Annotated in this window: 21 protein-coding genes; 6 read left to right on the top strand and 15 right to left on the bottom strand. The window is 69.4% G+C overall.

Annotated elements, in window-relative coordinates; translation table 11 throughout:
• The first annotated feature begins 2 nt into the window (after positions 1-2).
• The 3 genes from treY to A5730_RS24850 are packed head-to-tail and all read left to right on the top strand — an operon-like array spanning position 3 to position 4,218.
• Positions 3-2,303 carry a malto-oligosyltrehalose synthase gene (gene treY, locus A5730_RS22185; RefSeq protein WP_067905362.1) on the top strand — a complete coding sequence of 767 codons (2,301 nt, stop codon included), beginning with the start codon at positions 3-5 and terminating at the stop codon, positions 2,301-2,303.
• Positions 2,296-4,029, top strand: a complete 1,734-nt coding sequence (gene treZ / locus A5730_RS22190) for a malto-oligosyltrehalose trehalohydrolase (RefSeq protein ID WP_067905364.1) — start codon at positions 2,296-2,298, stop codon at positions 4,027-4,029. The genes treY and treZ overlap by 8 nt, the downstream gene beginning before the upstream one ends.
• Before the next feature lie 39 nt (positions 4,030-4,068).
• Entirely contained in the window at positions 4,069-4,218 is a 150-nt protein-coding gene (locus A5730_RS24850) for a hypothetical protein (RefSeq protein ID WP_156745893.1), read from the top strand.
• A gap of 7 nt (positions 4,219-4,225) precedes the next feature.
• Here the strand turns inward: A5730_RS24850 and A5730_RS22195 are convergent, their stop codons facing one another.
• Positions 4,226-5,554: an aminotransferase class I/II-fold pyridoxal phosphate-dependent enzyme gene (locus tag A5730_RS22195; RefSeq protein ID WP_067905366.1), complete on the bottom strand. Its 1,329-nt coding sequence runs from the start codon at positions 5,552-5,554 to the stop codon at positions 4,226-4,228.
• A gap of 35 nt (positions 5,555-5,589) precedes the next feature.
• Here A5730_RS22195 and A5730_RS22200 point away from each other — a divergent pair, with 35 nt between their 5' ends.
• Positions 5,590-6,252 (top strand): pyridoxamine 5'-phosphate oxidase family protein, encoded by a 663-nt coding sequence (locus tag A5730_RS22200; protein WP_067905368.1) that lies wholly within the window; start codon positions 5,590-5,592, stop codon positions 6,250-6,252.
• Here the strand turns inward: A5730_RS22200 and A5730_RS22205 are convergent.
• The 10 genes from A5730_RS22205 to A5730_RS22250 form a co-directional block, all read right to left on the bottom strand.
• Positions 6,233-7,126, bottom strand: coding sequence for a phosphatase PAP2 family protein (locus tag A5730_RS22205; RefSeq protein ID WP_067905370.1), 894 nt, complete (start codon positions 7,124-7,126; stop codon positions 6,233-6,235). The two genes, A5730_RS22200 and A5730_RS22205, sit on opposite strands and share 20 nt — an antisense overlap.
• A 17-nt stretch (positions 7,127-7,143) precedes the next feature.
• Positions 7,144-8,442, bottom strand: coding sequence for a threonine ammonia-lyase (gene ilvA / locus A5730_RS22210; RefSeq protein WP_067905372.1), 1,299 nt, complete (start codon positions 8,440-8,442; stop codon positions 7,144-7,146).
• Positions 8,443-8,480: 38 nt separating this feature from the next.
• A complete protein-coding gene (locus A5730_RS22215; protein ID WP_067905374.1) occupies positions 8,481-8,918 on the bottom strand; it encodes a nitroreductase family deazaflavin-dependent oxidoreductase in 438 nt (145 codons plus the stop codon).
• Positions 8,919-8,928: 10 nt separating this feature from the next.
• A complete protein-coding gene (locus A5730_RS22220; RefSeq protein ID WP_067905376.1) occupies positions 8,929-9,738 on the bottom strand; it encodes a DUF6065 family protein in 810 nt (269 codons plus the stop codon).
• A gap of 30 nt (positions 9,739-9,768) precedes the next feature.
• Positions 9,769-10,287, bottom strand: a complete 519-nt coding sequence (locus tag A5730_RS22225; protein WP_067905378.1) for a phenolic acid decarboxylase — start codon at positions 10,285-10,287, stop codon at positions 9,769-9,771.
• Positions 10,288-10,372: 85 nt separating this feature from the next.
• Positions 10,373-11,620, bottom strand: coding sequence for an HNH endonuclease signature motif containing protein (locus A5730_RS22230; RefSeq protein WP_067905380.1), 1,248 nt, complete (start codon positions 11,618-11,620; stop codon positions 10,373-10,375).
• Positions 11,621-11,677: 57 nt separating this feature from the next.
• Complete coding sequence (locus A5730_RS22235) at positions 11,678-13,570, bottom strand: lysophospholipid acyltransferase (protein ID WP_067905382.1); 1,893 nt, start codon at positions 13,568-13,570, stop codon at positions 11,678-11,680.
• A complete protein-coding gene (gene fadD11 / locus A5730_RS22240; RefSeq protein ID WP_067905384.1) occupies positions 13,567-15,393 on the bottom strand; it encodes a fatty acid--CoA ligase FadD11 in 1,827 nt (608 codons plus the stop codon). The genes A5730_RS22235 and fadD11 overlap by 4 nt, the downstream gene beginning before the upstream one ends.
• Before the next feature lie 40 nt (positions 15,394-15,433).
• Positions 15,434-15,913 carry a VOC family protein gene (locus A5730_RS22245; protein WP_067905386.1) on the bottom strand — a complete coding sequence of 160 codons (480 nt, stop codon included), beginning with the start codon at positions 15,911-15,913 and terminating at the stop codon, positions 15,434-15,436.
• Between the two features lie 13 nt (positions 15,914-15,926).
• Positions 15,927-16,316: a MerR family transcriptional regulator gene (locus tag A5730_RS22250; protein ID WP_067905388.1), complete on the bottom strand. Its 390-nt coding sequence runs from the start codon at positions 16,314-16,316 to the stop codon at positions 15,927-15,929.
• Between the two features lie 47 nt (positions 16,317-16,363).
• Between A5730_RS22250 and A5730_RS22255 the strand changes: the two genes are divergently transcribed.
• A complete protein-coding gene (locus A5730_RS22255) occupies positions 16,364-16,816 on the top strand; it encodes a PPOX class F420-dependent oxidoreductase (RefSeq protein ID WP_067905390.1) in 453 nt (150 codons plus the stop codon).
• A gap of 91 nt (positions 16,817-16,907) precedes the next feature.
• On the opposite strand, the gene dnaE is transcribed toward A5730_RS22255, so the two are convergent.
• From dnaE to A5730_RS22275, 4 genes are all read right to left on the bottom strand, one after another.
• On the bottom strand, positions 16,908-20,444 hold the full coding sequence (gene dnaE, locus A5730_RS22260) for a DNA polymerase III subunit alpha (protein WP_067905392.1): 3,537 nt from the start codon (positions 20,442-20,444) through the stop codon (positions 16,908-16,910).
• Positions 20,445-20,530: 86 nt separating this feature from the next.
• Complete coding sequence (locus A5730_RS22265) at positions 20,531-20,962, bottom strand: SRPBCC family protein (protein ID WP_067905394.1); 432 nt, start codon at positions 20,960-20,962, stop codon at positions 20,531-20,533.
• Entirely contained in the window at positions 20,962-21,765 is an 804-nt protein-coding gene (locus A5730_RS22270) for an SDR family oxidoreductase (protein ID WP_055404078.1), read from the bottom strand. The genes A5730_RS22265 and A5730_RS22270 overlap by 1 nt, the downstream gene beginning before the upstream one ends.
• 4 nt (positions 21,766-21,769) lie before the next feature.
• Entirely contained in the window at positions 21,770-22,816 is a 1,047-nt protein-coding gene (locus A5730_RS22275) for an SDR family NAD(P)-dependent oxidoreductase (RefSeq protein WP_067905396.1), read from the bottom strand.
• A gap of 281 nt (positions 22,817-23,097) precedes the next feature.
• On the opposite strand from A5730_RS22275, the gene A5730_RS22280 reads away from it, so the two are divergent.
• Positions 23,098-23,505 carry a group 1 truncated hemoglobin gene (locus tag A5730_RS22280; protein ID WP_067905398.1) on the top strand — a complete coding sequence of 136 codons (408 nt, stop codon included), beginning with the start codon at positions 23,098-23,100 and terminating at the stop codon, positions 23,503-23,505.
• Positions 23,506-23,532: the final 27 nt, after the last annotated feature.

The raw sequence follows: 23,532 nt of genomic DNA on the forward strand, positions 1-23,532 counted from the left end.
GCATGCCTTTTCCGATACTCTCGACCTACCGGTTGCAGCTGCGCGGTGAGGCCAGCGGATTCGCGTTCACCTTCGCCGACGCCGAAAACCTGCTGGACTACCTGGACGAACTCGGGGTCTCCCACGTTTACCTGTCCCCGATCATGACCGCGGCCACCGGCTCCAACCACGGCTACGACGTCACCGACCCCACCACGGTCTCCCCCGAACTCGGCGGCCGCGACGGGCTGGCGCGGCTCTCGGCGGCCGCGCGCGAACGGGGCATCGGGCTGATCGTCGACATCGTGCCCAATCACGTCGGAGTCGACCAGCCCCAACAGAACGCCTGGTGGTGGGACGTCCTGCGGCATGGCCGATCGTCGCAGTACGCAACGTATTTCGACATCGACTGGGAGCTCGACGAGGACGGCCGCATCGTGTTGCCGATCCTGGGTTCCGACGACGACGCCGCCGATCTGAAGGTCGACGGCGACCTACTGCGACTGGGCGACCTCGCGCTGCCCATCGCCCCCGGCACCGGCGACGGCACCGGCCGACAGGTCCACGACCGCCAGCACTACCGGCTGGTGGGCTGGCGCAACGGCGTGTGCGGCTACCGGCGCTTCTTCTCGATCACCTCCCTGGCCGGGCTGCGCCAGGAGGACCGCGCCGTGTTCGACGCCACCCACGCCGAGGTCGCCCGATGGGTGGCCGACGGGCTCGTCGACGGCGTGCGCATCGACCACCCGGACGGCTTGTCGGATCCCTGCGGCTACCTGGCGTGGTTGCGGGAATCGGTTGGCCCGCAGACCTGGATCGTCATCGAGAAGATCCTCGCGGTCGACGAGGCGCTCGAACCCACGCTGCCCATCGGCGGCACCACCGGCTACGACGTGCTGCGCGAGATCGGCGGCGTCTTCGTCGACCCGAACGGCGCACCGGCGCTGACCGCGCTCGTGGAGTCGGCGGGAGTGGACTACGCCGCGACCCCTAAGATGTTGGCGGAACTGAAGATCCGCGCGGCGACCGACACGCTGGCAAGCGAGCTGCGCCGGCTGCGCCGCAGCATCGTCGCGGCCGCCGGAACCGATCACCCGCAACTGCCGGAAGCGGTGGCCGCGCTGCTCACCCACATCGGCGTGTACCGCAGCGACTACCCCGGCCTGGCGGCGATCATGCCCACCGCACTGGCCGAAACGCAGGCGCAGTCACCGGAATTGGGGCCCGCCCTGCAGGTGCTCGCCGCCGCGTTGGCCCGCGGCGGCGAACCGGCCACCCGGCTGCAGCAGCTCTGCGGCGCCGTCACCGCCAAGTCGGTGGAGGACTGCTACTTCTACCGCGACGCGCGGCTGGTGTCGCTCAACGAGGTGGGCGGCGAACCGCACCGCTTCGGTGTCGGCGCGGCCGAGTTCCACCACAGCTCCGCGGCCCGCGCCCGGCTGTGGCCGCACACGATGACCACGCTGACCACCCACGACACCAAACGCGGCGAGGACGTCCGGGCCCGGATCGGGGTGCTCTCCCAGGTCCCGTCGCTGTGGACGGAGTTCCTCGCCCGCTGGGAGATCGCCGCACCGTCCCCCGACCCCGCGACCGGACAGTTCCTGTGGCAGAACATCTTCGGTGTGTGGCCGGTCAGCGGCGAAATCACCGCCGAGCTGCGCGAGCGGCTGCACGCCTACGCCGAGAAGGCCATCCGGGAAGCGGCCTGGCACACCTCGTGGAACGAGCCGAACACCGAGTTCGAGGACGCGGTGCACCGGTGGCTGGACGGCGTCTTCGACGGCCCGGTGGCCGGCCAGCTGACCGAATTGGTCGGCCAGCTCAATCCGCACGCCGCCAGTGACGCCCTGGGCCAGAAGCTGCTCGCGCTGACCGTCCCCGGGATACCGGACGTCTACCAAGGCACCGAGCTGTGGGACGACAGCCTGGTCGACCCGGACAACCGCAGGGCCGTCGACTACGCCGCCCGGCGCGCCGCGCTGAAGGCGCTCGAGCATCCGAATATCCGGGTCGTCACGACGGCGCTGCGGGTGCGACGCGCCCACCCGGACAGCTTCCTGCGCGGTGACTACGTCCCCGTGCTGGCCAACGGCGACGCCGGCGATCACGTGCTGGCCTTCCGCCGGGGCGAGGACGTCGTGGTCGCGGTGACCCGGTGGACCGTGCGCCTGACCGAAAGCGGCTGGGGCAATACGGTTCTGGCGTTGCCCGAGGGCACCTGGAAGGACGCGCTCAGCGGGGCCATCGCGGACGGGCCGACGGCGGCGGCCCAATTGTTCGCCGAGCTGCCCGTCGCGCTGCTGGAGCGCCACCATGACTGAATTCCGGGTCTGGGCGCCCAAACCGGAGTCGGTTCGGCTCGACGTCGAGGGCGACGTGCGCCCGATGACCCGCTCCGACGACGGCTGGTGGCACGCGTTTGTCGACGCCGCCCCGGACGCCCGCTACGGCTTCCTGCTCGACGACGACCCGACCGTGCTGCCCGACCCGCGCTCGGCCCGCCAGCCCGACGGCGTGCACTCCCGCTCCCAGCTGTGGGACCCGGCCGGCGCAACCTGGACCGACGGCGACTGGAAGGGCCGGCCGGTGCAGGGCGCGGTGATCTACGAGATGCACCTGGGCACCTTCACCGGCGCCGGCACCTTCGACGCCGCCATCGAGAAGCTGGACTACCTGGTGGACCTGGGCGTCGACTTCGTCGAGCTGATGCCGGTGAATTCCTTTGCCGGAACCCATGGCTGGGGCTACGACGGGGTGCTGTGGTACAGCGTGCACGAACCCTACGGCGGCCCCGACGGCCTGGTCCGGTTCGTCGACGCCTGCCACGCGCGCGGGCTGGGCGTGTTGATCGACGCGGTGTTCAACCACCTCGGCCCGTCGGGCAATTACCTGCCGAAGTTCGGGCCCTACCTGTCGTCGGCCAGCAACCCGTGGGGCGAGGGCATCAACATCGCCGACGCCTACTCCGACGAGGTGCGCCGCTACATCATCGGCTGCGCGCTGCGCTGGATGCGCGACTTTCACGCCGACGGGCTGCGGCTGGACGCGGTGCACGCGCTGGTGGACACCACCGCCATCCACATCCTCGAGGAGCTCGCGACCGAAACGGATTGGCTGGCACAGCAATTGGGGCGCCCGCTGTCGCTGATCGCCGAGAGCGATCTCAACGACCCGCGGCTGATCAGCCCGCGGGACCGCGGCGGCTACGGCCTGACGGCGCAATGGGCCGACGACATCCACCACGCCATCCATACGGCGGTGTCCGGCGAACGTCAGGGCTACTATGCCGATTTCGGCAGCCTGGCCACCCTGGCCCAGACCCTGCGCCACGGGTACTTTCATGCCGCGACCTATTCGTCGTTCCGGCACCGCCGACACGGCCGGCCGTTGGACACCACGAAGAAGTCAGGAATCCCGGGCACCCGGCTGGTCGCGTACACCTGCACCCATGACCAGGTGGGCAACCGGGCCCTCGGTGACCGCCCGTCGCAGAACCTGACCGGCGGACAGCTGGCGATCAAGGCCGCGCTCGCGCTCGGGACGCCCTTCACCGCAATGCTTTTCATGGGCGAGGAGTACGGGGCGTCCACACCGTTTCAGTTCTTCAGCTCCCATCCGGAGCCGGAGCTGGCCGAGGCCACCGCCCGGGGGCGCAAGGCCGAGTTCGCCGAGCACGGCTGGGACGCCGACGACATCCCCGACCCGCAGGACCCGCAGACGTTCGCGCGCTCGAAACTCGATTGGGACGAGGTCGACGCCGGCGAACACGGCCGGCTGCACCGGTTCTACCGCGACCTGATCGCGCTGCGCCACGGCGACCCCGACCTGGCCGACCCCTGGCTGGAGCGCCTCGCGGTCGACTACGACGAGGACCACCGCTGGATCAGCGTGTCCCGCGGCGGGCTGCGCGTCGTGTGCAACCTCGGCGCCGAGCCGGTGCGGGTGCCCGTCGCCGGAGACGTGCTCCTGGCGTGGGGCACGCCCGCGGTCGAGGCCGACGGCACGGTGCTGGAAGGCCAGTCGGTGGCCATCCTGCGCTGTGGATAACGGTGAGCGGCGGGGCGAGCCACCGCCGATGATTCGGCCATGACTCAATTCGCGTTCGGCCGGTTGATCGGCTTGCTGAGGAAGAAGAAGCCGGTGCCGGCTCCGCTCGTCGTGGTCAACGAGGCGCCGCCGGACCGCAGCGTCGAGCTGCTGTGGACGGGCCCCGGCCTGGGAAACGGCGGGGCTTGACGCCCGCCTAGACGCTGGGGCGGCCCGCGCTGTGCACCGCCTCGGCGATCGCGTCGGCTAGGGGGCCGATCTCGCCGGCGGTCAGGTCCGCGATGGTGACGCGGATGCCCGGCGGCGTGCCGATCCGGAATCGGGTGCCGGGTGCCGCGGCCCAGCCCGCGCGCAACAGCCTGGTGATCGCAACGGTCTCGTCGGGCACGGGGATCCATATGTTGAGCCCGGACCTGCCGTGCGCCGCGACGCCGCGCTCGGCCAAGGCGGCGGATAGTCCCCGGCGGGTGTCGGCGTATTGCCGCTCGGCCGTGGCGATCAGGCGCGCGGCCGCCCCGTCCGACCACAGGCTGACGGCCAGGTCCTGCAGCAGGTGGCTCACCCAGCCCGGCCCGAGCCGCAGCCGCCCGTGCACGCGCTCGACCGTGCGGTGGTCGCCGGCGAGGACGGCCACCCGCAGGTCGGGCCCGTACGCCTTGGACGCGGACCGCACGAACGCCCAATGCCGAGTCGCGCCGGCCAAGGTGTGCAGCGGCGCGCCCGAGATGCCGGCGCAGTGGTCGTCTTCGATGAGCAGCACGTCACCGCCCCGGCGCGCCAGCAGTTGCCGCAGCGCGTCGGCGCGCTCGGCGGATAGCGCGGCGCCCGTGGGGTTTTGGGCGCGCGTGGTGACGATGAGCCCGCGCACACCGCGGTCCAGCGCCGCCGCCAGGTCGGCGGGCAGCGGTCCGTCGTCGTCGACCCGGACCGGCTCGGCCGAAAGCCCCAGGGCGGCAAGGAGATCGAACACGTTCCCCCAGCCCGGGTCTTCGACGGCGACCCGGTCGCCGGGACGCAGGTGGGCGATCAGGACGCGTTCGAGGCCGTCGAGCGCCCCGCTGGTCACCGCGAGGTGTTCGGCCGCGACGCCATCGGCGGACAGCGCCACCCGGGCGAACTCGACCAACGCCGCCGACATGGCCGGCTGCCCGTACAGCACCGGGCGGCCGATCACCGGGGCCGGCAGCGTGGCGCCCGCCAGGGGTAAGAGGGCGGGGTTGGGATTGCCGGTCGACAGGTCGCGCACGCCGGTGGGGACGTCGAGCCCGAGCAGCGACCGGGGGGTGGTCGCCGGGCGGTGCCGCACCCGGGTGCCGCGGCGGCCGGCCGTCTCCACGGCCCCGCGATGGCGCAGCAGGCGGTAGGCCGCCGCCGCGGTATTGGCGTTCACGCCGAGCTGGGCGGCCAGTTCCCGGACGGGCGGCAGGGCGTCACCGGGCGCCAGCGCGCCGGTCGAGACAGCCTCCTCGATGCTGGCCGCTATGGACTCCGCGCCCGTTCCGGTTATGCTGCTTTGTACTGGCACGCAATTAATTATGTACTAGAACAAAGGCATAGGCAATGGACACCGGATACCAGCCGACTCCGCGCACGACGCCCACCCGCTACCGGGAGCGCGCCCGCTACGACCGCGAGACCGTGCACCGGATCCTGGACGAATCGCCGATCTGCCACCTGGGTTACCTCAGCGCCGGCCGCCCGGTGGTCCTGCCGACGACCCACGTCCGCCTCGGCGAGACGCTCTACCTGCACGGTTCGACCGGTGGCGGTCCCCTGCTCGCCGCCAGGGCGGCCCCGTCGGGCCTGCCCGTGTGCGTCACGGTCACCCTGGTCGACGGGCTGGTGCTGGCGCGCGCCGCCATGCACCACTCGGTGAACTTCCGCTCGGTGGTCGCGCTGGGCGCAGCGCGCGTCGTCGACGACGCGGGCGAGAAATCGCGGGCGCTGGCCGGCCTGCTGGACCACATCGCCCGCGGGCGCGCCGCCGACTGCCGGCCCCCCGATCCGCGGGAGCTGGCCGCCACCGGGATGCTCGCGCTGGACCTACTGGAGGTGTCGGCCAAGGTGCGCGCCGGCGGCCCGGTGGACGATCCGGAGGATTGCGCGCTGCCCTACTGGGCGGGAGTGGTGCCGCTGAGCGTGACGGCCGGGTCGCCGGTGCCGGCCACGGACCTCGACCCGGCGCTGGCGGTGCCGGGGTACCTCAGCGAGCAGAAGGCGTGAGGCTCACCCGCGCGCGCTGGGTGTCGTCCCACCAGGTTCCGACGAGCATGACGGTGCCGGCCCAGGCCAGGCCCAGCATCCAGCCGGAAAGCACGTCGCTGACGTAATGGACTCCCAGATACACCCGCGAGAACCCGATCAGGAACGCCGAGCCGATCGCGACGGTCCACACGATCACCCGCCCGGCCCACCGCAGGATCAGCCAGCGGGTCAGCATCCACGCGGAGATCACCATGATCGCGGCGGTGCCGGTGGCGTGCCCGGACGGGAACGAATACCCGTCCGCGTCGACGAGCGCGAAGGGCAAGGGCGGTCGTGGCCGACCCACCAAGGCCTTGGCGGTGAAGAGCACCAGCGGCACCACACCGCCGCCGACCAGGGCGAGCACGATGGGCCGCCACGACTTGCTCCGGTAACCGGCGGCAACGGAAATCGGCAACGCGATCGCCGTCAGGAAGAGGGGTCCGCCCGCGACGGTGAGCACCCGCAGAGCCGCGGTCAGCCAGAGTTCACGGTGGGCTGCGAGCCAACGAGTCACCGGTTGGTCGATTCCGGCAATGCCGTCGCCCTCGAGCACGTCCTCGAGGACCTCGCTGAAGCCGACCGCAAGCGCGACGACCGCGGCCAGCCCGAGCAGCAAGGCGACACCGGCGACCTCGCTCTCGGACCACCGACGGGCCAGTGACCACCCTCGGTCGCTGATTCGGTCACGGGCCCAGGTCAGCGTCTTCGACGCCCTCACCCAGAGCGTCCGGAACGGGGGTCCGCGTCGGGCGACCCGAAGCGCCACCCACGCGAGCAACACGAGCAGCGCGACGATGCCGGCGCCGACCAGGCCGAACCCGCCAGCACCGGGGCCATATTGCTGGTCCATGCAGCGCGGCCCGGGGGTTAGAACAGCAGGTAGCGGTAGGCCGGCGAGCCGGGTTCCAGGCGTTCGACGTGGAGTTCGGTTGCGCGCATCCGGGCCAGCAGGCCGTCCAGGTCGGCCGAGGAGGCCAGCTGGATGCCGACCAGCGCCTCGCCGGTCTCGCGGTTGTTGCGCTTGATGTACTCGAACAGGGTGATGTCGTCGTCGGGGCCCAGCACCTCGTCCAGGAACCGGCGCAGCGCGCCGGGCTCCTGCGGGAAGTCCACCAGGAAGTAGTGCTTGAGGCCCAGGTGCACCAGCGAGCGTTCGAGCACCTCGCCGTAGCGCGACACGTCGTTGTTGCCGCCCGAGATGAGGCACACGACGGTGGAACCGGGCTCGATGTCCGCCTCCAGCAGCCCCGCGACCGACAGCGCGCCCGCGGGCTCGGCGATGATGCCCTCGTTCTGATAGAGGTCCAGCATCGCGGTGCAGACCGCGCCCTCGTCGATCGCCGTGATCGACACCATGTCGCCGGCCGCCGCCAGCGCCGCGTAGGTCAGCGTGCCCGCGCGCCGCACCGCGGCGCCGTCGACGAACTGGTCGACGTGGTCCAGCTCCACCGGCTCGCCGGCGGCCAGCGCGGCCATCATCGCCGCGGCGCCGGCCGGTTCGACGCCCAGCACCGACGTGTTCGCCGTCCGCTCGGCCAGGTAGGTGGTGATGCCCGCGATGCAGCCGCCGCCGCCGACCGGGACCACCACCAGGTCGGGCTCCCCCGCGCCGAGCCTGTCCAGCTGATCGAGCAGTTCGACGGCGATGGTGCCCTGCCCGGCGATGGTGCGCAGGTCGTCGTACGGCGGCACCAGCGTGGCGCCGGTGCGTTCGACGTCGGCCAGCGCGGCCTCGGCGGCCAGGTCGTAGGTCGTTCCGCCCACGATCAGCTCGATGAACTCCCCGCCGTGGTAGCGGATCCGGTCGCGTTTTTGCTGGGGGGTCTTGGCGGGCACGTAGACCCGGCCGTGCACGCCCAGGGTCCGGCACGCGTAGGCGAAGCCCTGCGCGTGATTGCCCGCCGACGAGCACACCACCCCGGCCGCCAGTTCCTCGTCGGACAGCTGAACCAGCAGGTTGTAGGCCCCGCGCAGCTTGTAGGAGCGCACCACCTGCAGGTCTTCCCGCTTGAGGTAGACGTTCGCGCCGGTGATCGCCGACAGCCGATCGCTCAACTGCAGCGGCGTCGGCGTGACGACCGCGGCGATGCGCTTGGCCGCGCCGTCGATGTCAGCCCCGGACAGCAGAGGCGGCGGCCCCATGCTCTGGCTCAGTTCGGCGGACACCGATCAATGGTGCCACGCCGGCCCGCCAACTTCGGAATTCAGCCCACCGGGGTCAGGACGAACACCGGGATCTGGCGGTCGGTTTTCTTCTGGTATTCGGCGTAGTCGGGCCAGGCCTCGACCGCACGCTCCCACCAGAGGGCCTTCTCGTCGCCGAACACCTCGCGGGCCTCGTACTCGCGGGTGGTTCCGCCGTCCTGCAGCTCGACCCGCGGGTTCTTCACCACGTTGTGGTACCAGACGGGGTGTTTCGGGGCCCCGCCCAGCGAGGCGACGATGGCGTACTCGCCGTCGTGCTCCACCCGCATCAGCGGGGTCTTGCGGAGCTTGCCCGTCTTGGCGCCGACCGTGGTCAGCACGATGATGGGCTTCCCCTTCATGTCCGTGGCTTCGGTGCCGCCCGACTGCTCGTACTTCTCGGCCTGTTCGCGGGCCCAGTCCCACGGGCTCGGCGCGTATTCCCCTGAAAGTGGCATGGCACCAACTCTATGTCGCGGGCCCGGCGGGCGGGGGCGCGGTGATCGCCTGCCGCGTATCGGCGAACGGGCGAAGGTGGATGCGGGTCTGGTGATCGGGCGCCCCGGGCTCGCCGTCGGAATGCCTGCCCCGGGTGTAGTCGCCCTGCCACGGCACTTTCTCGCCCAGGGCGGTGTTGGTTGCGGCCTGCGCCTGGCCCAGCTCGTTTCGTGAACGCAGGAAGTACTCGTGTTTACGGCGCACATCCTCGTCAGACTCGATCGGCCGGATCTCCGGGGCGAACTCCTCCAGCTCGGCGCGGCGCTGCGGGACGATCATGCAGATGGGCTCGTCGACGTCGAACCGCACCGGCATCATCTTCCGGGTGATCTGCCAGCTCATGCTGAAACTCGAAGTGGCCCAGTCGGTCTCGACGATGCCCTCCAGCGGCGATACCGCGTCCTTGGGATAGTTCGCCGGCCCGCGGACCAACAGGTTATAGCCGGGCGGGGTGCGAAACAGCATCGGCAGGTGCCAGGTCAGGATGCCGTGACCGAAGTGACTGAACGGCAGCAGCTGGGCGGGGTCGCGACGGTCGGGCGCGATGATCACCCCCATGCTGTCGTCCCCGCCCATCCAGGTCGCGGTGAATGCGCACGGATTGCGCAGCTCCCAGCCACTTTGGTTGGCGATGAGCATGGGTAGGCACCGGTTCGGCCAACCGTTTCGCATCGCCGACATCCACGGCCGGCTGATGGGGGCCGGTGTGATCGGCGGCGCGTTGGCACCGGTGGTGAACGCGATCAGCGGGCGGGTGGGCTCGCCGGACTTGTCACTCATCGACTCCTCGATTCGGTACGTGGCGACGTGTCAATTCGTGCGGTCGGCCCAGCCCGCTGGCAGCTGGCCGGGGGCGACGTCGATCACCGATTCGTCGTCGGCACCGACACGCTCGAACAGTGTGATGTAGCCGAATTCCGGCACGGTGAAGATCGGATACGTGGGCCCCTCGTCCCGGTAGGCCCGCATCTGGTCGAGATGATCGTTCTGAAAACACACCGTGCGCTCGCCGTGCCGGCGGATCCACTGGGGAAAGAAGATCACGCCGTGGATTCGCCGCTTGCCGGGCATGACGTTGACGGCCACCGAAGTGCCCGTCGGCTCGGTCCACGAAATCTTGTAACTGTCGGTGTCGAGCTGCACCAGGTCGACCTCCTGGCCCTTGACCCACCGCCCGCCGACATGACCGGAATGGATCCGATAGTCGATGGTTCGGTCGTTCTTGACATACATCTCGTAGCGCCAGCCGTTGGCGTAGGTGTAGATGAACCGGCATCCAACGATCCCCGATAAGTCCTGCGGCGGAGTGGGATTGTCGACGCTGGTCATCGCGAGGCTCCGTTCGGTGCCGGTTGACGGGGCGGGTGGCCCGCGTCGCGGCGAGCCGCCACCGCCCCTCGGTCCGAACTCCAACCTAGTTGTTCGTCGGCGGTGGCTGCGGCTCGAAGGGGTCGTACCACCACCAGTCGGCGCGCTCGCCGAAGGGCCCGGGCCACGGCGGCACGGCGGGCGGGGCCAGGTTGGGCGCACGCGCAAGCGATCCCGCACTCAGTGGACGGCCCGAGCCGTCGGTGACGACGAGATCGTCGCCGGCTCCGGTGATGATGATGCCGCCACGGTGGTGCAACCGGTGGTGATAGGGGCAAACCAGGACCAGGTTGGCCAACTCCGTTGGGCCGCCGTCTTCCCAATGTTGGATGTGGTGCGCGTGCAGACCGCGGGTGGCGCCGCAGCCGGGTACCGCGCACGTGGCATGGCGGTGCTCGAGCGCGCGACGAAGCCGCCGGTTGATCTGGCGGGTCGCCCGGCCGGCGCCGATGACCTCGCCGTCCCGCTCGAACCAAACCTCACACGTGGCATCACGGGTCAGGTATCGGCGTTCGGCGTCGGTGAGCAGCGGACCCAGATGCAGTGCGGCGGCGCGTTGCTCGACATCGACATGCACCACCACAGTGGTGTGCTGCCCGTGCGGCCGCCGGGCCGCCTCGGCATCCCAGCCGGCCTCGACCAGGCGCATGAACGCCTCTAGGGTGCCCGGCAGCGGCGGCGCGGCATCGGATGCGCAGCGTTCATTGCCCCGATCGCGCTTCCACTCGGCGACCAGCGCATCGCGATGCGACGCCAGTGCCGCGTCGAACTTCGCCGCATCCACGTGCGGAAGCCTGATCCGCCACGAGGTGAACTCCTCATCGGCTGTCTTCGTGATCGACGGTTGCTGCTGGGGCCGAGCATCGGGTTCGGGTCGCGGTTCCAGCTTGACGGCGGTGCGCAGCTGGTTGACGGTGGCGCAGCGCGCCAACTCCGAGTAATGCTCATCGGATCCGTCGCCCGCCCGCGCCGCGATGACGCCGACCTGATCCAGCGACAGTCGCCCCTCGCGCATGGCTTGCGCGCAGCGCGGAAACGCCTCGAGCCTGCGCGCGACGGTGGTGATCGTGTGGGCGTTCGTCGATGACAGGCCGATCTTCCAACCCACCAGCGCCGCGACCGACCGCGCGCCCGTAACGCCGCAGAGGTCGCCGCGATCCAGCTCCGCGACGATCTCCACGATGCGCCCGTCGATCGCGTTGCGCTGACCGGCCAACTCGGCCAGCTCGTCGAACAACACGTCAAGCCGCTCAGCAGGATTCACCTCTACGGGAGGAGATGCGACCGAGGACATGAATCCATCATGGCAGGGGGGTCCGACAAATTTCTGCCGACAACGATGCGCCGCCGCCTACCGCATACCGGCCAGGCCCGCGATCGCGTTGACCCGGCGGACGGCAGTGGCGATCTGGTCGGCGAACTCGCGGCGGCGGTGGGCGATGTTCATATCCTCGAAGCCGTCCACCAGCTCGCGGTGCCGGGCCAACCGCAACGCGGTCTTGAACAACTCCATCGACCTCGACTCGGCGCTGGCGATCCTGCGTTGCAGCTCCCATTGCTTGCCCACCTCGAGGCACTCGGCGAGAAACGCGCCCTCGTCGAATGATTCGTCGTCGTAGGCGGCCAACCGGTCGGCGACGATGTGGTAGGCGTCCAGGAACGGACGCAGCACCAGGTGCGCCAGCAGCAGGTCGGCCTTCTCCAACAGCCCGCGCACGTCGGCGGCGCCGGCGGCCTTGCTGGTGTCCTCCACCCGCCCGATCAGGCGCACCTCGTCGGCGAGCTCCTTTTCGAACTGGGCGCGCGCCGCGAACAGGAACTCGAATTTGAGCAACTCGCGCAGGGCCAAGGCCTCGTCGCGCACGGCCGACGGCAACACCAAACCCTCGACGGAGGCCTCGGCATTTTCGACGGCGGCCAGTAACGCCGTCTCGGCGATCGCGCGGTCGACCACGATGTGGATGGCGGCGTTGCGGTAGAACGCCGCGACCAGGTGCTGGTCGGCGCCGATGCCCCAGACCGGTTCGGTGCCGGCGTCGTACACGCTGACCACGCCGGACTCGACGAGCTGATGCAGGGTCCAGCGGATGGTCGAACGATTGGTCAGGTCGGCGGCGCCGGCCACCGCCCAGTTCCGCGCGGCGATGTAGCTCGCCAGCGGCCGCACGGTGGCCAGCACCTCGCTGATGGACAGCGAGCGGTCGGCGCCCAGCAGCGCCAGACTCACCACGGCGGTCGGGGTGACCGGGGTGGCGCGGTTGATCCGGTGTTCGACGTCGAGCGCGATGCGTTCGATCTCGGTGCTCGCTCCGGATTCTTCGGCGCGCAGCTCCTCGAGCCTCTTGCGCAACGGCAGCGGTTCGCCGAAGTCGAGGTAGGCGCGGCCGAGCCGCTCCCCCTGCTGTCTCGCCAGCCGGATGAGGAAACGAAAGTCCTCGGGCCGCTTCGTTGCGCCGTAGGCCTCGGTGGTCATCGCCTCGACCTCGTGCAGCTGGTCGTACACGATCGAGGTGGGCACCAAATACACTTCGGGGCCGTCGATTTCGTCGACGGCGTCGCTGATGTAGCGGAGGATCCCGAACACCGGGGGCCGCAGCTTGCCCGTCCGGGTGCGGCCGCCCTCGATCGACCAGGTGAGGTTGGCGTGGTTCTGCACCAGCTGAGCGGCGTAGGCGCGCAACACGAAGCGGTACACGGGAATGTCTTTGGTCTGGCGCCGAATGAAGATCGTGCCGGTGCGCTTGGCCCACGCCCCCATCGGGAAGAAGTTGAGATTCGCCCCGCCGAAGGTCAGCGCGGCCGAGAGCCGGTTGGCCTGAATCACCTCCGGCAGCAGCAGACCGTCCAGATAGGAGCGATGCGAAAAGGCAAACGCCAGAGTCGCTTTGCGGTCGAGCCTGCGCAACTGCGAGATCTGGTCCTCGTCGACCAGCACGTCGTAGGCCCGCATCAGCCAGCGGCTGAAGCTGCGCCACGCCCGGACCGCCCGCTCGTCCAGGGAGGGCGCCATCTCCCGCAGGTAGCAGGCGGCCTCGGCGCGGACGTCGGCCAGGTCGCGCCCGAGCTCGTCGGCCAGCCCGCGTAGCCGCTCGTCGTACCACGGGGCGGCAAGCAGCTGGGCGACCTCCGCCGGGTCCGTCGCCAGCGGTGCCGTCGATTCCTCGACCAATCCGCTGCGCTGCAACAGCTTTCGCACACCCGCCCGGCCAAATTCACTTGCGGCCGACGCCGGTCCCCCGCTCATGCCGGCTGCACCGTCGCCGCGGCCGAAGGCTCGTGCACGTCCGGGTGCAGCTCGGGCGCGTAGAGTTCCTCGATCTCGTCGGCGTATTTCGCCATGATCGGCTTGCGCTTGAGCTTCATGGTCAGCGTGATCTCGTCTCCCCCGGGCTCCCAGAGCGAGGGCAGGATGCGGAAGCGCTTGATCTGTTCCACCCGGGACAATTTGGCGTTGCCCTCGGCCACGCCCGCGGCGACGCGGGCGATGACCTCCGGGTGGGCCGCCAGGGCTTCGGGTGACGCGTCGTCCAGGCCGTGCTGCGCCGCGTACGGCCCGACCGATTCGGCGTCGAAGACCATCAGCGCGGCGTTGTAGGGCCGACCGTCGCCGATCGTGATCATCACGCCGACCATCGGGCAGGCGGCCAGGACGGTGGTCTCAATGTTGGCCGGCGACATGTTCTTTCCGGCCGCGTTGATGATCAGCTCCTTCTTGCGGTCGATGATCCGCAGATAGCCCTCGTCGTCGACCTCGATGATGTCGCCGGTGTGCAACCAGCCGTCGGCGTCGATCGCCTCCGCGGTCTTGGCGGGTTCCTTGCGGTACCCCTTCATCACCAGCGGACCGCGCACCAGAAACTCGCCGTCGTCGGCGACCTTGCCCTCGAGCCCGGGCAGCAGCTTGCCGACGGTGCCCAGGCGCGCGTCGCGGGGGTGGCTGACGCTGGCCACGCAGCTGAGCTCCGACATCCCCCACACCTCGGCGATCGGAACGCCGAGACCGAGGAAGAACGCCAGCGTCTCCTTCGGGATGGGCGCCGCCCCCGACACCGCCCAGCGCAGTTCACCGAAGCCCAGCCGCTCGCGCAGCTTGGACAGCACCAGCTCGTCGGCCTGGGCCCATTCGGCTGCCAGCTCGTCGGAGATCGGCTCACCGGTCAGCAGGGCGGCGCCGCGCTTGGCGGCCACCGACATCGCCCACTGCAGCGCCTGACGCTTGACCTCGTCCGCCTCGTTGCCGATCGCGAATTCGATTCCGGCCTTGAGCTTTTCCCACACGCGGGGCACCCCGCCCCAAACCGTGGGCCGCACGTCGGGCAGCGCGGCGGCGATGGCGCGGACGTCGGAGACGACCGTCACCTGGGCGCCGAACACCTCCAGGCCGTACAGGCCCATCACCCGGTCGGCGATGTGGGCCGTCGGGAGGTAGGAGGTGACCCGGTCACCGAACTGGGACGGGAGGACGGCATTGAGGGCGTAGGCCTCGAAAAGCAGGTTGGCGTGGGTCATCTCGACGCCCTTGGGGTTTCCGGTGGTCCCGGAGGTGTAGATGAGCGTGACGACGTCGTCGGGTCGCACCGCCCGCCAGGTCGCCTCGAAGTCGAACCCCTCGCGCGCGGCGGCGTACACGTCGTCCACCGAGATCGTGCCCGGCGGCGAACCGTCGATGCAGACGATGTGCTCGATCGGCGCACCGCTGGCGCGGATGCGGTCGACGTACTGCTCCTCGCAGATCGCGACCTTGGTGCCGGCGTTTTCGAACAGGTACGTCAGCTGCTCGGCGGGCAGCGTGTTGTACACCGAAAACGAAGTGGCCCCGAGGTGTTGGGCGCCGATCTCGAAGGGGTAGAACTCGATGCGGTTGGCCATCATCAGCGACACCGTGTCGCCCGGCCCGACGCCCAGGCCGGCCAGGCCCGCGGCGACCTTGCGCACCTGCGCCGCGAGCTCCCGCCACGTCAGCGTCTGGGTGTCGCCGGGCGTGCGCAGCGCGACGGCGTCCGGATCGATCGACGCGTTGCGCTGGAACGCCTCGCATAGGGTGACGGGACGCTCGGGTGTCGTCATGTGTGTGAGCGTACGTGCGTGGATAGTGGCACGGAACACATCATGCGGTATCGGGGCGCCACAGCTGCAGCGTGCTCGATATGCCGGCGGGCAGCTCCAGCAATTCGATGGGCGTGCCGTCGGGGTCGTGGATGAAGAACATCCGCACCCCGCCGATGTCGACGGGCGGCTCGGCCCGGACGTCGGGATGCCCGCGCCGCACGGCGTCGTAGGTGGCGTCGAGGTCGTCGACGCGGAACGAGACGTTGGTGTAACCCAGGTGCGGCCCGCTCGGGCATTCGGGGACCTCGCCCAACGACAGCAGTTCGACCATGGCGCCGCCGATCAGCCCGCCGACCATCCGGCCCCGCTGTGTGGCCCCGCCGGTCACCGCGGCCAGGCCCGCCCCGTCGAGTTCGATGTCGAACACGACGTCCATGCCCAGCACCGCGGTGTAGAACTCGCGCGACGCCTCGATGTCGGAGACGCCGATGCAGACATGGGAGAAGTTCCGCACGGCGATGGTCGGCGGCTGGCTCATGGAGCTCCTTTGCTCAGACGGGCAACGCGGTGTGAATGCCGCACGTGCATGCGTCGATCGAGGGGCACGTGCAGCGCATGCCCCATTCGATCACGGCGCGCGCCCGGGCCAGCGACTCCATCTGCGCGTCGATGGCGGCGAGTTTGGCCTCGGCCAGCGCGCGGCTGGCGGGCCGCCCGGGGGCGTCGTCGGCGAACAGCAGCTGGATCTCCTCGAGCGCGAAGCCGGCCGACTTGCACAGCCGGATGACCTCCAGCCGGGGCAGCACCGAATCGTCGTAGCGGCGTTGCCCGCCCAACCGCACCGGCGGCGGCACCAGCCCGATCTGTTCGTAGTAGCGCAGCGTGGTCGCCGCGACGCCGGCCCGGCGGGCCACCTCGCCGATGGTCAGCTGCGCGCTCATTCCGCCTCCCTTGACTTAGAGCCAACTCTAAGTCGTTGACTGGGGCCATGCACACACATTCCCTCGACGGGCTGGCCGCGGACCGCTACGCGCTGCTCCGGTCGTTTCGCCGCGACGGCACCCCCGTCGACACCCCGATCTGGTTCGGGCTCGACGGCGACGCACTGCTGTTTCGCACCAAGGTGGGGCCGAAGACGAAACGGCTGGCCGCGCGCCGCGACGTCGAACTCACCGCCTGCGACTACCGCGGCCGGGTGCGACCGGGCGCGACCACCCTGGCCGGCCGCGCCACCATCCTCTCGGGCGACGACGCCGAGCGGGCCAACCGCGTGCTGCGCGAACGGTATGGCTGGCAGTGGAACATCGTGCCGCTGATCAAGATTCCGGGCGTCACCAACGTGCACCAAGACCTGTGCTTGCGCGAGAAGCTGCGCCGCGCCCGCGACCGCGGCGTGTGGGCCGACAGCGTCATCGTCCGGGTGGAGGTGGCGTCGCCCTAGCCACCCCGCGAGCGTGCGGCTGGCTTCACGTTCGGCCGCGAGTGTGCGGCTGGCCGCACAATGGACGTCCGGCTCGGCGACGCCCGAGCGCCTAGCTGCCGAGGCAGCCGGGGCCGAGCAGCTCCTTGAGGTCGCCCATCAGCGCGGGCGAGGGCGTCACCCGCAGCGAGGCGTCCAGCTCCAGGGTGGTGATCCGGTCCCCGCTGATGAGCCGCAGGTGCACCTGGGCGGTGCCGGGGTGGCGCGCCAGCACCTGCTTGAGCGCGCTGACCTTGTCGATGGTGCACTGTCGGGTGGGCAGGCTGACCGCGATCGGCCGGTTCGGCTGGGCGTTGGAAAAGTCCGGCACCACAAGCTCGTTGGCGATCAGGCTGATGCGGTCGTCGCGGATGGCAACCTTCGCGTTGATCAGCACCACCGCGTCGTCGGCGATGTCGGCACCGTACGCCGAGTACGCGTGGGGGAAGAACATCACCTCGATGCCGCCGGTGAGGTCTTCCAATTGCGCCGACGCCCAGGGCATTCCGTTCTTGTTCACCCGCCGGTTGACCGACGCCAGGATGCCGCCCACCCGCACCTGCGTCTCGTTGGGGACATCCCCGTCCAGGATGGCCGGAATCTGGGTGTCCACCTGGGCGGCCAGCAGGTGCGCCACGCCGTTGAGCGGATGCCCGGACACGTACAGGCCGAGCATCTCGCGCTCCAGGGCCAGCTTGTGTTTGTCCTCCCACTCGTCCTCGGGCACCTTGATGGTGAACACGGAATCCTCGGTGCCACAGCCGTCGCCGCCGAACAGGTCGAATTGCCCTATCGCCTCGGCCTTCTTGGTGCCCAGCACCGAGTCGACCGCGTCGGTGTGCACCAGGAACAGACCCTTGCGGGCGTGGCTCAGCGAGTCGAACGCGCCCGCCTTGATCAGCGACTCGGTGACCTTCTTGTTGCAGGCCGCGATGTCGATCTTGTTCAGGTAATCCGAGAAGTCGGTGAACTTGCCTTTCTCGTTGCGGGTCTTGATCAACGAGCCCACGACGTTGGCCCCGACGTTGCGCACCGCGCCCAGGCCGAAGCGAATGTCCTGGCCGACCGACGCGAAGTTCACCAGGGACTCGTTGACGTCCGGCGGCAACACGGTGATGCCGAGCTTGCGGCAGTCGGCCAGGTAGACCGCGGCCTTATCCTTGTCGTCGCCCACGGACGTCAGCAGGCCGGCCATGTATTCGGCCGGATAGTTGGCCTTCAGATAGGCGGTCCAGTAGGACACCAGGCCGTAGCCGGCGGCGTGCGACTTGTTGAACGCATACCCGGCGAACGGAAGGATGGTGTCCCACAACGCTTTCACCGCCTTTTCGGAGAAACCGTTGGCGGTCATGCCTTCGTAGAAGCCCTTGTACTCGGCCTCGAGCACCTCGAGCTTCTTCTTGCCCATCGCCTTACGCAGCGCGTCGGCCTTGCCCATCGTGTAGGAGGCGACCTTCTGGGCGATGAACATGATCTGCTCTTGGTAGACGATCAGACCGTAAGTCTCCGAGAGGATTTCGCGCAACGGCTCCTCGAGCTCCGGGTGGATCGGCTTGATCGCCTGCCGGTTGTTCTTGCGGTCGGCGTAGTCGTTGTGGGCGTTCATGCCCATCGGACCCGGACGGTACAGCGCCAGCACGGCGACGATGTCGTTGAACTCGGTGGGCTGCATGCGGCGCAGCAGGTCGCGCATCGGCCCGCCGTCGAGCTGGAACACCCCGAGCGTGTCGCCGCGGCCCAGCAGCTCGTACGTTGGCTTGTCGTCCAGCGGCACCGATTCCAGGTCGAGGTCGATTCCCCTGTTGGCCTTGATGTTTTCCAGCGCGTCGCCGATGATCGTCAGGTTGCGCAGGCCCAGGAAGTCCATCTTCAGCAGGCCGATGGCCTCACACGACGGGTAGTCCCAGCCGGTGATGATGGCCCCGTCCTGCGGCCGCTTCCACAGTGGGATGGCCTCGGTGAGCGGCTCGCTGCTCATGATCACCGCGCAGGCGTGCACGCCGGCGTTGCGGATCAGGCCCTCCAGGCCGCGCGCGGTCTGGTAGATGGTGCGCACGTCGGGATCGGTTTCGATCAGGCCGCGCACCTCGGCGGCCTCTTTGTACCGCTCGTGGTTCGGATCGGTGATGCCGGACAGCGGGATGTCCTTGGCCATGATCGGCGGCGGCAACGCCTTGGTGATCCGGTCGGCGATGGCGAAGCCGGGCTGGCCGTAGTGGATCCGCGCCGAATCCTTGAGCGCGGCTTTGGTTTTGATGGTGCCGAACGTGATGACCTGCGCCACCCGGTCCTGACCCCACTTTTCGGCCGCGTAGCGCACCATCTCGCCGCGGCGACGGTCGTCGAAGTCGATGTCGATGTCGGGTGCCGACGGGCGTTCGGGGTTGAGGAACCGCTCGAACAGCAGCCCGTGCGGAATCGGGTCGATGTTGGTGATGCCCAGCGCGTAGGCGACCAGCGAGCCGGCCGCCGAACCGCGCCCGGGGCCCACCCGGATGTCGACCGACCGGGCGTAGTTGATCAGGTCGGCGACGATCAAGAAGTACGACGGGAAGCCTTTGTCGCAGATGACCTTGATCTCGTATTCGGCGCGGTCGATGTAGTCCTGGCCGACACCGGACGGGAATCGCCGCCGCAGCCCGGCCATCACCTCGTGGTGCAGCCAGGACGCCTGGTCGTGGCCCTCGGGCACCGGGAAGACCGGCATCCGGTCGCGCGGCGCCCACACGTCGTCGTAGGGCTGCACCCGCTCGGCGATCAGCAGCGTCGAGTCGCAGGCGCCGGGAATCTGGGCGTCCCAGAGCTGGCGCATCTCGGCGGCCGACTTCAGGTAGTAGCCGTCGCCGTCGAACTTGAACCGGTTGGGATCCGACAGGGTCTTGCCGGTCTGCACGCACAACAGCGCCTCGTGGTTGTGGGCGGCGTCGCGGGTGACGTAGTGGCAGTCGTTGGTCGCCAGGGGGCGGATGTCCAGCTTGCGGCCGATCTCGAGCAGCCCCTCGCGCACGCGCTGCTCGATGGACAGCCCGTGGTCCATCAGCTCGAGGAAGTAGTTGTCGGCGCCGAAGATCTCGCGCCACTTGGCGGCCGATTCCAGCGCCTCGCGGTCCTGTCCCAGCCGCAGGCGGGTCTGGACCTCGCCCGACGGGCAGCCGGTGGTGGCGATGATGCCCTCGGCGTGTTCGGCGATGATCTCGGCGTCCATCCGCGACCACTTGCCGAGCTGGCCCTCGAACGACGCCAGCGAGGACAGCTTGAACAGGTTGCGCAGGCCGGTGGCGTTCTCGGCGACCATCGTCAGGTGCGTGTATGAGCCGCTGCCGGAGACGTCGTCGGACTTCTGGCTGGGGTCGCCCCACAGGATGCGCCGGGTGTCGAAGCGAGAAGCGGGTGCGATGTAGGCCTCGACCCCGATGATCGGCTTGATCCCGACCTTGGTCGCCGCGTTGTAGAACTCGCTGGCGCCGAACATGTTTCCGTGGTCGGTCATCCCGACCGCGGGCATTCCCAGCCGCTCCACCTCGGCCAGCATCGGCGTGATCTTCGCGGCACCGTCCAGCATCGAGTACTCGGTGTGGTTATGCAGGTGCACGAAGGAGGAGTGGTTCATAGGGACGCCAGTCTAAGACTGCGGACCGACGGGTTTCGGGCGTGTCGCGAAGTGTGTCTGGGTTTGATTCGCGACGGCCCGCCGCGCTAGCCGTATAGCTCGACGAAGTTCTTCAGCGACTTCTGCACGTCCCCCTTGACGGCCCGCGCCGCCGCCGAGCCGACCGGCCCGAACAACGCCCGCCCGCCCAGCTCGAGGCGCAGTCCCAGCGTCGATCCGTCTTGACCGCCCCGCACGGTGAGCGTGACGGCGTACTTGGCGCCGCCCTTGCCCGACCCCGACAACGCGACCTGATGCGGCGGGTCCCAGGTGGTCACCGTCCACGTCACCCGGTTGCGGAAGCCCTTGGCGCGGGCCACCCCGACGACTTGGACGCCCTCGCCCAGCTCCTCGGGCAGCTCGCTGCGCCACGCCTCGTGCAGCACCAGCCAATCGCCCAGGTCCGAGAGGTCGGCAACGCGGTCCCACATCTCCTGCGGGCTCATCGGTACGTCGGCGGTCAGGTCAACAGCGGCCATTAGCGGTTGGGCCCGCCGCGGAAGCGGTTACCGATCCGGATCCCCGGCAGCAGCAGGCTGCGCGGGACGAACCTGCCGCCGGTGCTGACCACCTTGGGCACCACCCCGGGCACCACGCTGCGCCGGCCGGCCAGCATCCCGCCGATCGCGGCCTCGGCGACGTCGTGCGGCGAGACTTGCGCGATCGGGATGCTGAACCGCTCAGCGTTGGCGATCTCGGCCCACTCGGTCGGCACCGGGCCGGGGCACAGGCACGTCACCGACACCCCGGTCCCGTGCAGCTCCTCGTGGATGGCCTCGGAGAACGTCTGCACGAAGGCCTTGGTGGCCGAGTAGACCGCCATGTAGGGCACCGGCTGAAAACCGGCGATCGACGCGATGTTCATCACCGCGCCGGCGCCGCGTTCGACCATGCCGGGCAGGGCCGCGTGGGTGAGCTCCATCAGCGTGAGCGCGTTGAGGGTCACCTCCTCGCTTTCGCGCTCGAGCGGCAGCTCGTGGAAGACCCCGCTGGTGCCGAAACCGGCGCTGTTGCACAGGCCGGCGATCGGCTCGGCGCGCAGCCGGTCCGCCAATTTGTTGCGACCCTTGGCATCGCCGAGGTCCAGCGGTTGCACCTCGACCGCCACCGAGTACTCCTGGCCCACCTCGTTGGCGAGTTCGTCGAGGCGTTCCCGGCGTCGCGCCACCAGCAGCAACGGGAAGCCGCGGCGGGCCAGCCCGCGGGCCAGCTCGGCGCCGATGCCCGAGGATGCACCGGTGATGACGACGGTGGTCTGGATGTCGGGTTTCGGAAGGCTCATGATGTCACCAATGTATCCCGCGCGTCGCCCGCACAAACGTCTCGCTGCGCTTGTCGAATTCCTGTGTATCGCTTGACGATTCGTCACCCTTGGCGGCATGGGAGTCGCCGAACATGGCGAACGCGCGGTTGCGCACCCGGTCCATCACCGCCGGGTTCACCGCGTCCGCGACGGCGGCGAACTGGCCGAACGGCGAGCTGGCCCGCCGGGGCCGGTGCACGATCGCGTCCGCGATCACCCCGGCCGCCTGATCGGGCGTCAGCGCCGGGAACTTGTCGTAGAGCGTGGTCGGGCTGATCATCGGGGTCCGCACCAGGGCCATGTGCACGGTGGTGAACTTCACGCCGTCGTTGACGGTTTCGGCCTGCAGGGAATCACACAGGCTGTCCAGGGCGGACTTGCTGGCGATGTAGGCGCCGAAGCGCGGCGCGCGGGTCTGCACGCCCACCGAGGAGACGTTGATGATGTGCCCGAAGCCGCGTTCCCGCATCCCGGGGATGAACTTCAGGATGAGCTGGACCGCGCCCAGGTAGTTCAGCTGCATCGTCCGCTGATAGTCGTGGATGCGGTCGTAGGACAGCTCCAGCGAGCGCCGGATGGACCGCCCGGCGTTGTTGATCAGGATGTCGACGCGCCCGAGGTCGCCGAGCACCTGGTCGGCCATCGCGGCGATCGCGTCCATGTCGGACAGGTCGCACGGGTACACGTGGGCGGTGCCGCCGCCGCGGATCGCTTCGATGTCAGAGGCCACCTTCTCCAGGTTTTCCCGGGTGCGGGCCACCAGCACCACCTCGCCGCCCGCTTCGGCGATCTTCTTCGCGGCCGCCTCACCGATGCCCGACGATCCCCCGGTGATCAGGACGACCTTGCCGCCGACGGCCTCGTCGAGCGTGCGGCCCTGCACCGCGTCGAGCAGATTCCTCAGATAGAACGGCCGATAGCGGCCCGCGGAGTTGGGCGTGTTGACGATGTGCGACATCGCCGCGATCGGCTTCTCGACCAAGTTCGCGAGCGGCTTTTCGACCAGGTTCGTTAAGTCACCGAGGTTCATCGGCTTTGGCTCCTGATGGTGTCGGCCCCCCAATGGCAGCTGGCCTGCCCGATGACCACGACCGCCTGGTGGGGCTGTGTGAATGTGACGTGGGTCATTTACCCAACCTAGGACATGACCATGGCGACCCGGTGCAGATTTCCGGCAGGTAAAGCGCCCGCCCGCCTCACGCCGCGGCCGGCGCGGGCGTCAAAAGCGGGCAATCCGCCTGTTACGCAAAGACATCCGTGCGTGATAGCCAACTAACTGCGGGGCAACGCCGAGATGTTCCAATCCAACTTATGAAAATTCTGGCACGCTTCCGCACCCCGTCGGCCACCGTCTACGACCGGATCGGCGGGCACGAGGCGATCGAAGTCGTGGTCGAGGACTTCTACGTTCGGGTTCTTGCCGACGAACAGCTCGCGGGCTTCTTCACCGGAACGAACATGAGCCGCCTCAAGGGCAAACAGGTGGAGTTCTTCGCCGCCGCGCTCGGCGGGCCCGAGCCCTACACCGGCGCGCCGATGAAGCAGGTGCATCAGGGCCGCGGGATCACGATGCACCACTTCAACCTGGTGGCCGGGCACCTGTCCGACGCGCTGGCCGCGGCCGGGGTCGACGCCGAAACGGTGACCGCGATCAGCGCCGCGATCGCGCCGCTGGCGCCCGAGATCGCGTCGGGCGAGGCCAACGGGGCCACCGTCTGACCGTCTCGCGGCGTGTCGCACACCGGT

It is taken from the genome of Mycobacterium sp. ACS4054 (assembly GCF_001667275.1).
GTDB lineage: Bacteria > Actinomycetota > Actinomycetes > Mycobacteriales > Mycobacteriaceae > Mycobacterium.

Bases quoted from the DNA above. Each gene is read 5' to 3' on its own strand.
- treY (WP_067905362.1), top strand. From the start codon at position 3: ATGCCTTTTCCGATACTCTCGACCTACCGGTTGCAGCTGCGCGGTGAG.
- treZ (WP_067905364.1), top strand. From the start codon at position 2,296: ATGACTGAATTCCGGGTCTGGGCGCCCAAACCGGAGTCGGTTCGGCTC.
- A5730_RS24850 (WP_156745893.1), top strand. From the start codon at position 4,069: ATGACTCAATTCGCGTTCGGCCGGTTGATCGGCTTGCTGAGGAAGAAG.
- A5730_RS22200 (WP_067905368.1), top strand. From the start codon at position 5,590: ATGGACACCGGATACCAGCCGACTCCGCGCACGACGCCCACCCGCTAC.
- A5730_RS22205 (WP_067905370.1), bottom strand. From the start codon at position 7,126: ATGGACCAGCAATATGGCCCCGGTGCTGGCGGGTTCGGCCTGGTCGGC.
- A5730_RS22215 (WP_067905374.1), bottom strand. From the start codon at position 8,918: ATGCCACTTTCAGGGGAATACGCGCCGAGCCCGTGGGACTGGGCCCGC.
- A5730_RS22220 (WP_067905376.1), bottom strand. From the start codon at position 9,738: ATGAGTGACAAGTCCGGCGAGCCCACCCGCCCGCTGATCGCGTTCACC.
- A5730_RS22225 (WP_067905378.1), bottom strand. From the start codon at position 10,287: ATGACCAGCGTCGACAATCCCACTCCGCCGCAGGACTTATCGGGGATC.
- A5730_RS22230 (WP_067905380.1), bottom strand. From the start codon at position 11,620: ATGTCCTCGGTCGCATCTCCTCCCGTAGAGGTGAATCCTGCTGAGCGG.
- A5730_RS22235 (WP_067905382.1), bottom strand. From the start codon at position 13,570: ATGAGCGGGGGACCGGCGTCGGCCGCAAGTGAATTTGGCCGGGCGGGT.
- fadD11 (WP_067905384.1), bottom strand. From the start codon at position 15,393: ATGACGACACCCGAGCGTCCCGTCACCCTATGCGAGGCGTTCCAGCGC.
- A5730_RS22245 (WP_067905386.1), bottom strand. From the start codon at position 15,913: ATGAGCCAGCCGCCGACCATCGCCGTGCGGAACTTCTCCCATGTCTGC.
- A5730_RS22250 (WP_067905388.1), bottom strand. From the start codon at position 16,316: ATGAGCGCGCAGCTGACCATCGGCGAGGTGGCCCGCCGGGCCGGCGTC.
- A5730_RS22255 (WP_067905390.1), top strand. From the start codon at position 16,364: ATGCACACACATTCCCTCGACGGGCTGGCCGCGGACCGCTACGCGCTG.
- dnaE (WP_067905392.1), bottom strand. From the start codon at position 20,444: ATGAACCACTCCTCCTTCGTGCACCTGCATAACCACACCGAGTACTCG.
- A5730_RS22265 (WP_067905394.1), bottom strand. From the start codon at position 20,962: ATGGCCGCTGTTGACCTGACCGCCGACGTACCGATGAGCCCGCAGGAG.
- A5730_RS22270 (WP_055404078.1), bottom strand. From the start codon at position 21,765: ATGAGCCTTCCGAAACCCGACATCCAGACCACCGTCGTCATCACCGGT.
- A5730_RS22275 (WP_067905396.1), bottom strand. From the start codon at position 22,816: ATGAACCTCGGTGACTTAACGAACCTGGTCGAAAAGCCGCTCGCGAAC.
- A5730_RS22280 (WP_067905398.1), top strand. From the start codon at position 23,098: ATGAAAATTCTGGCACGCTTCCGCACCCCGTCGGCCACCGTCTACGAC.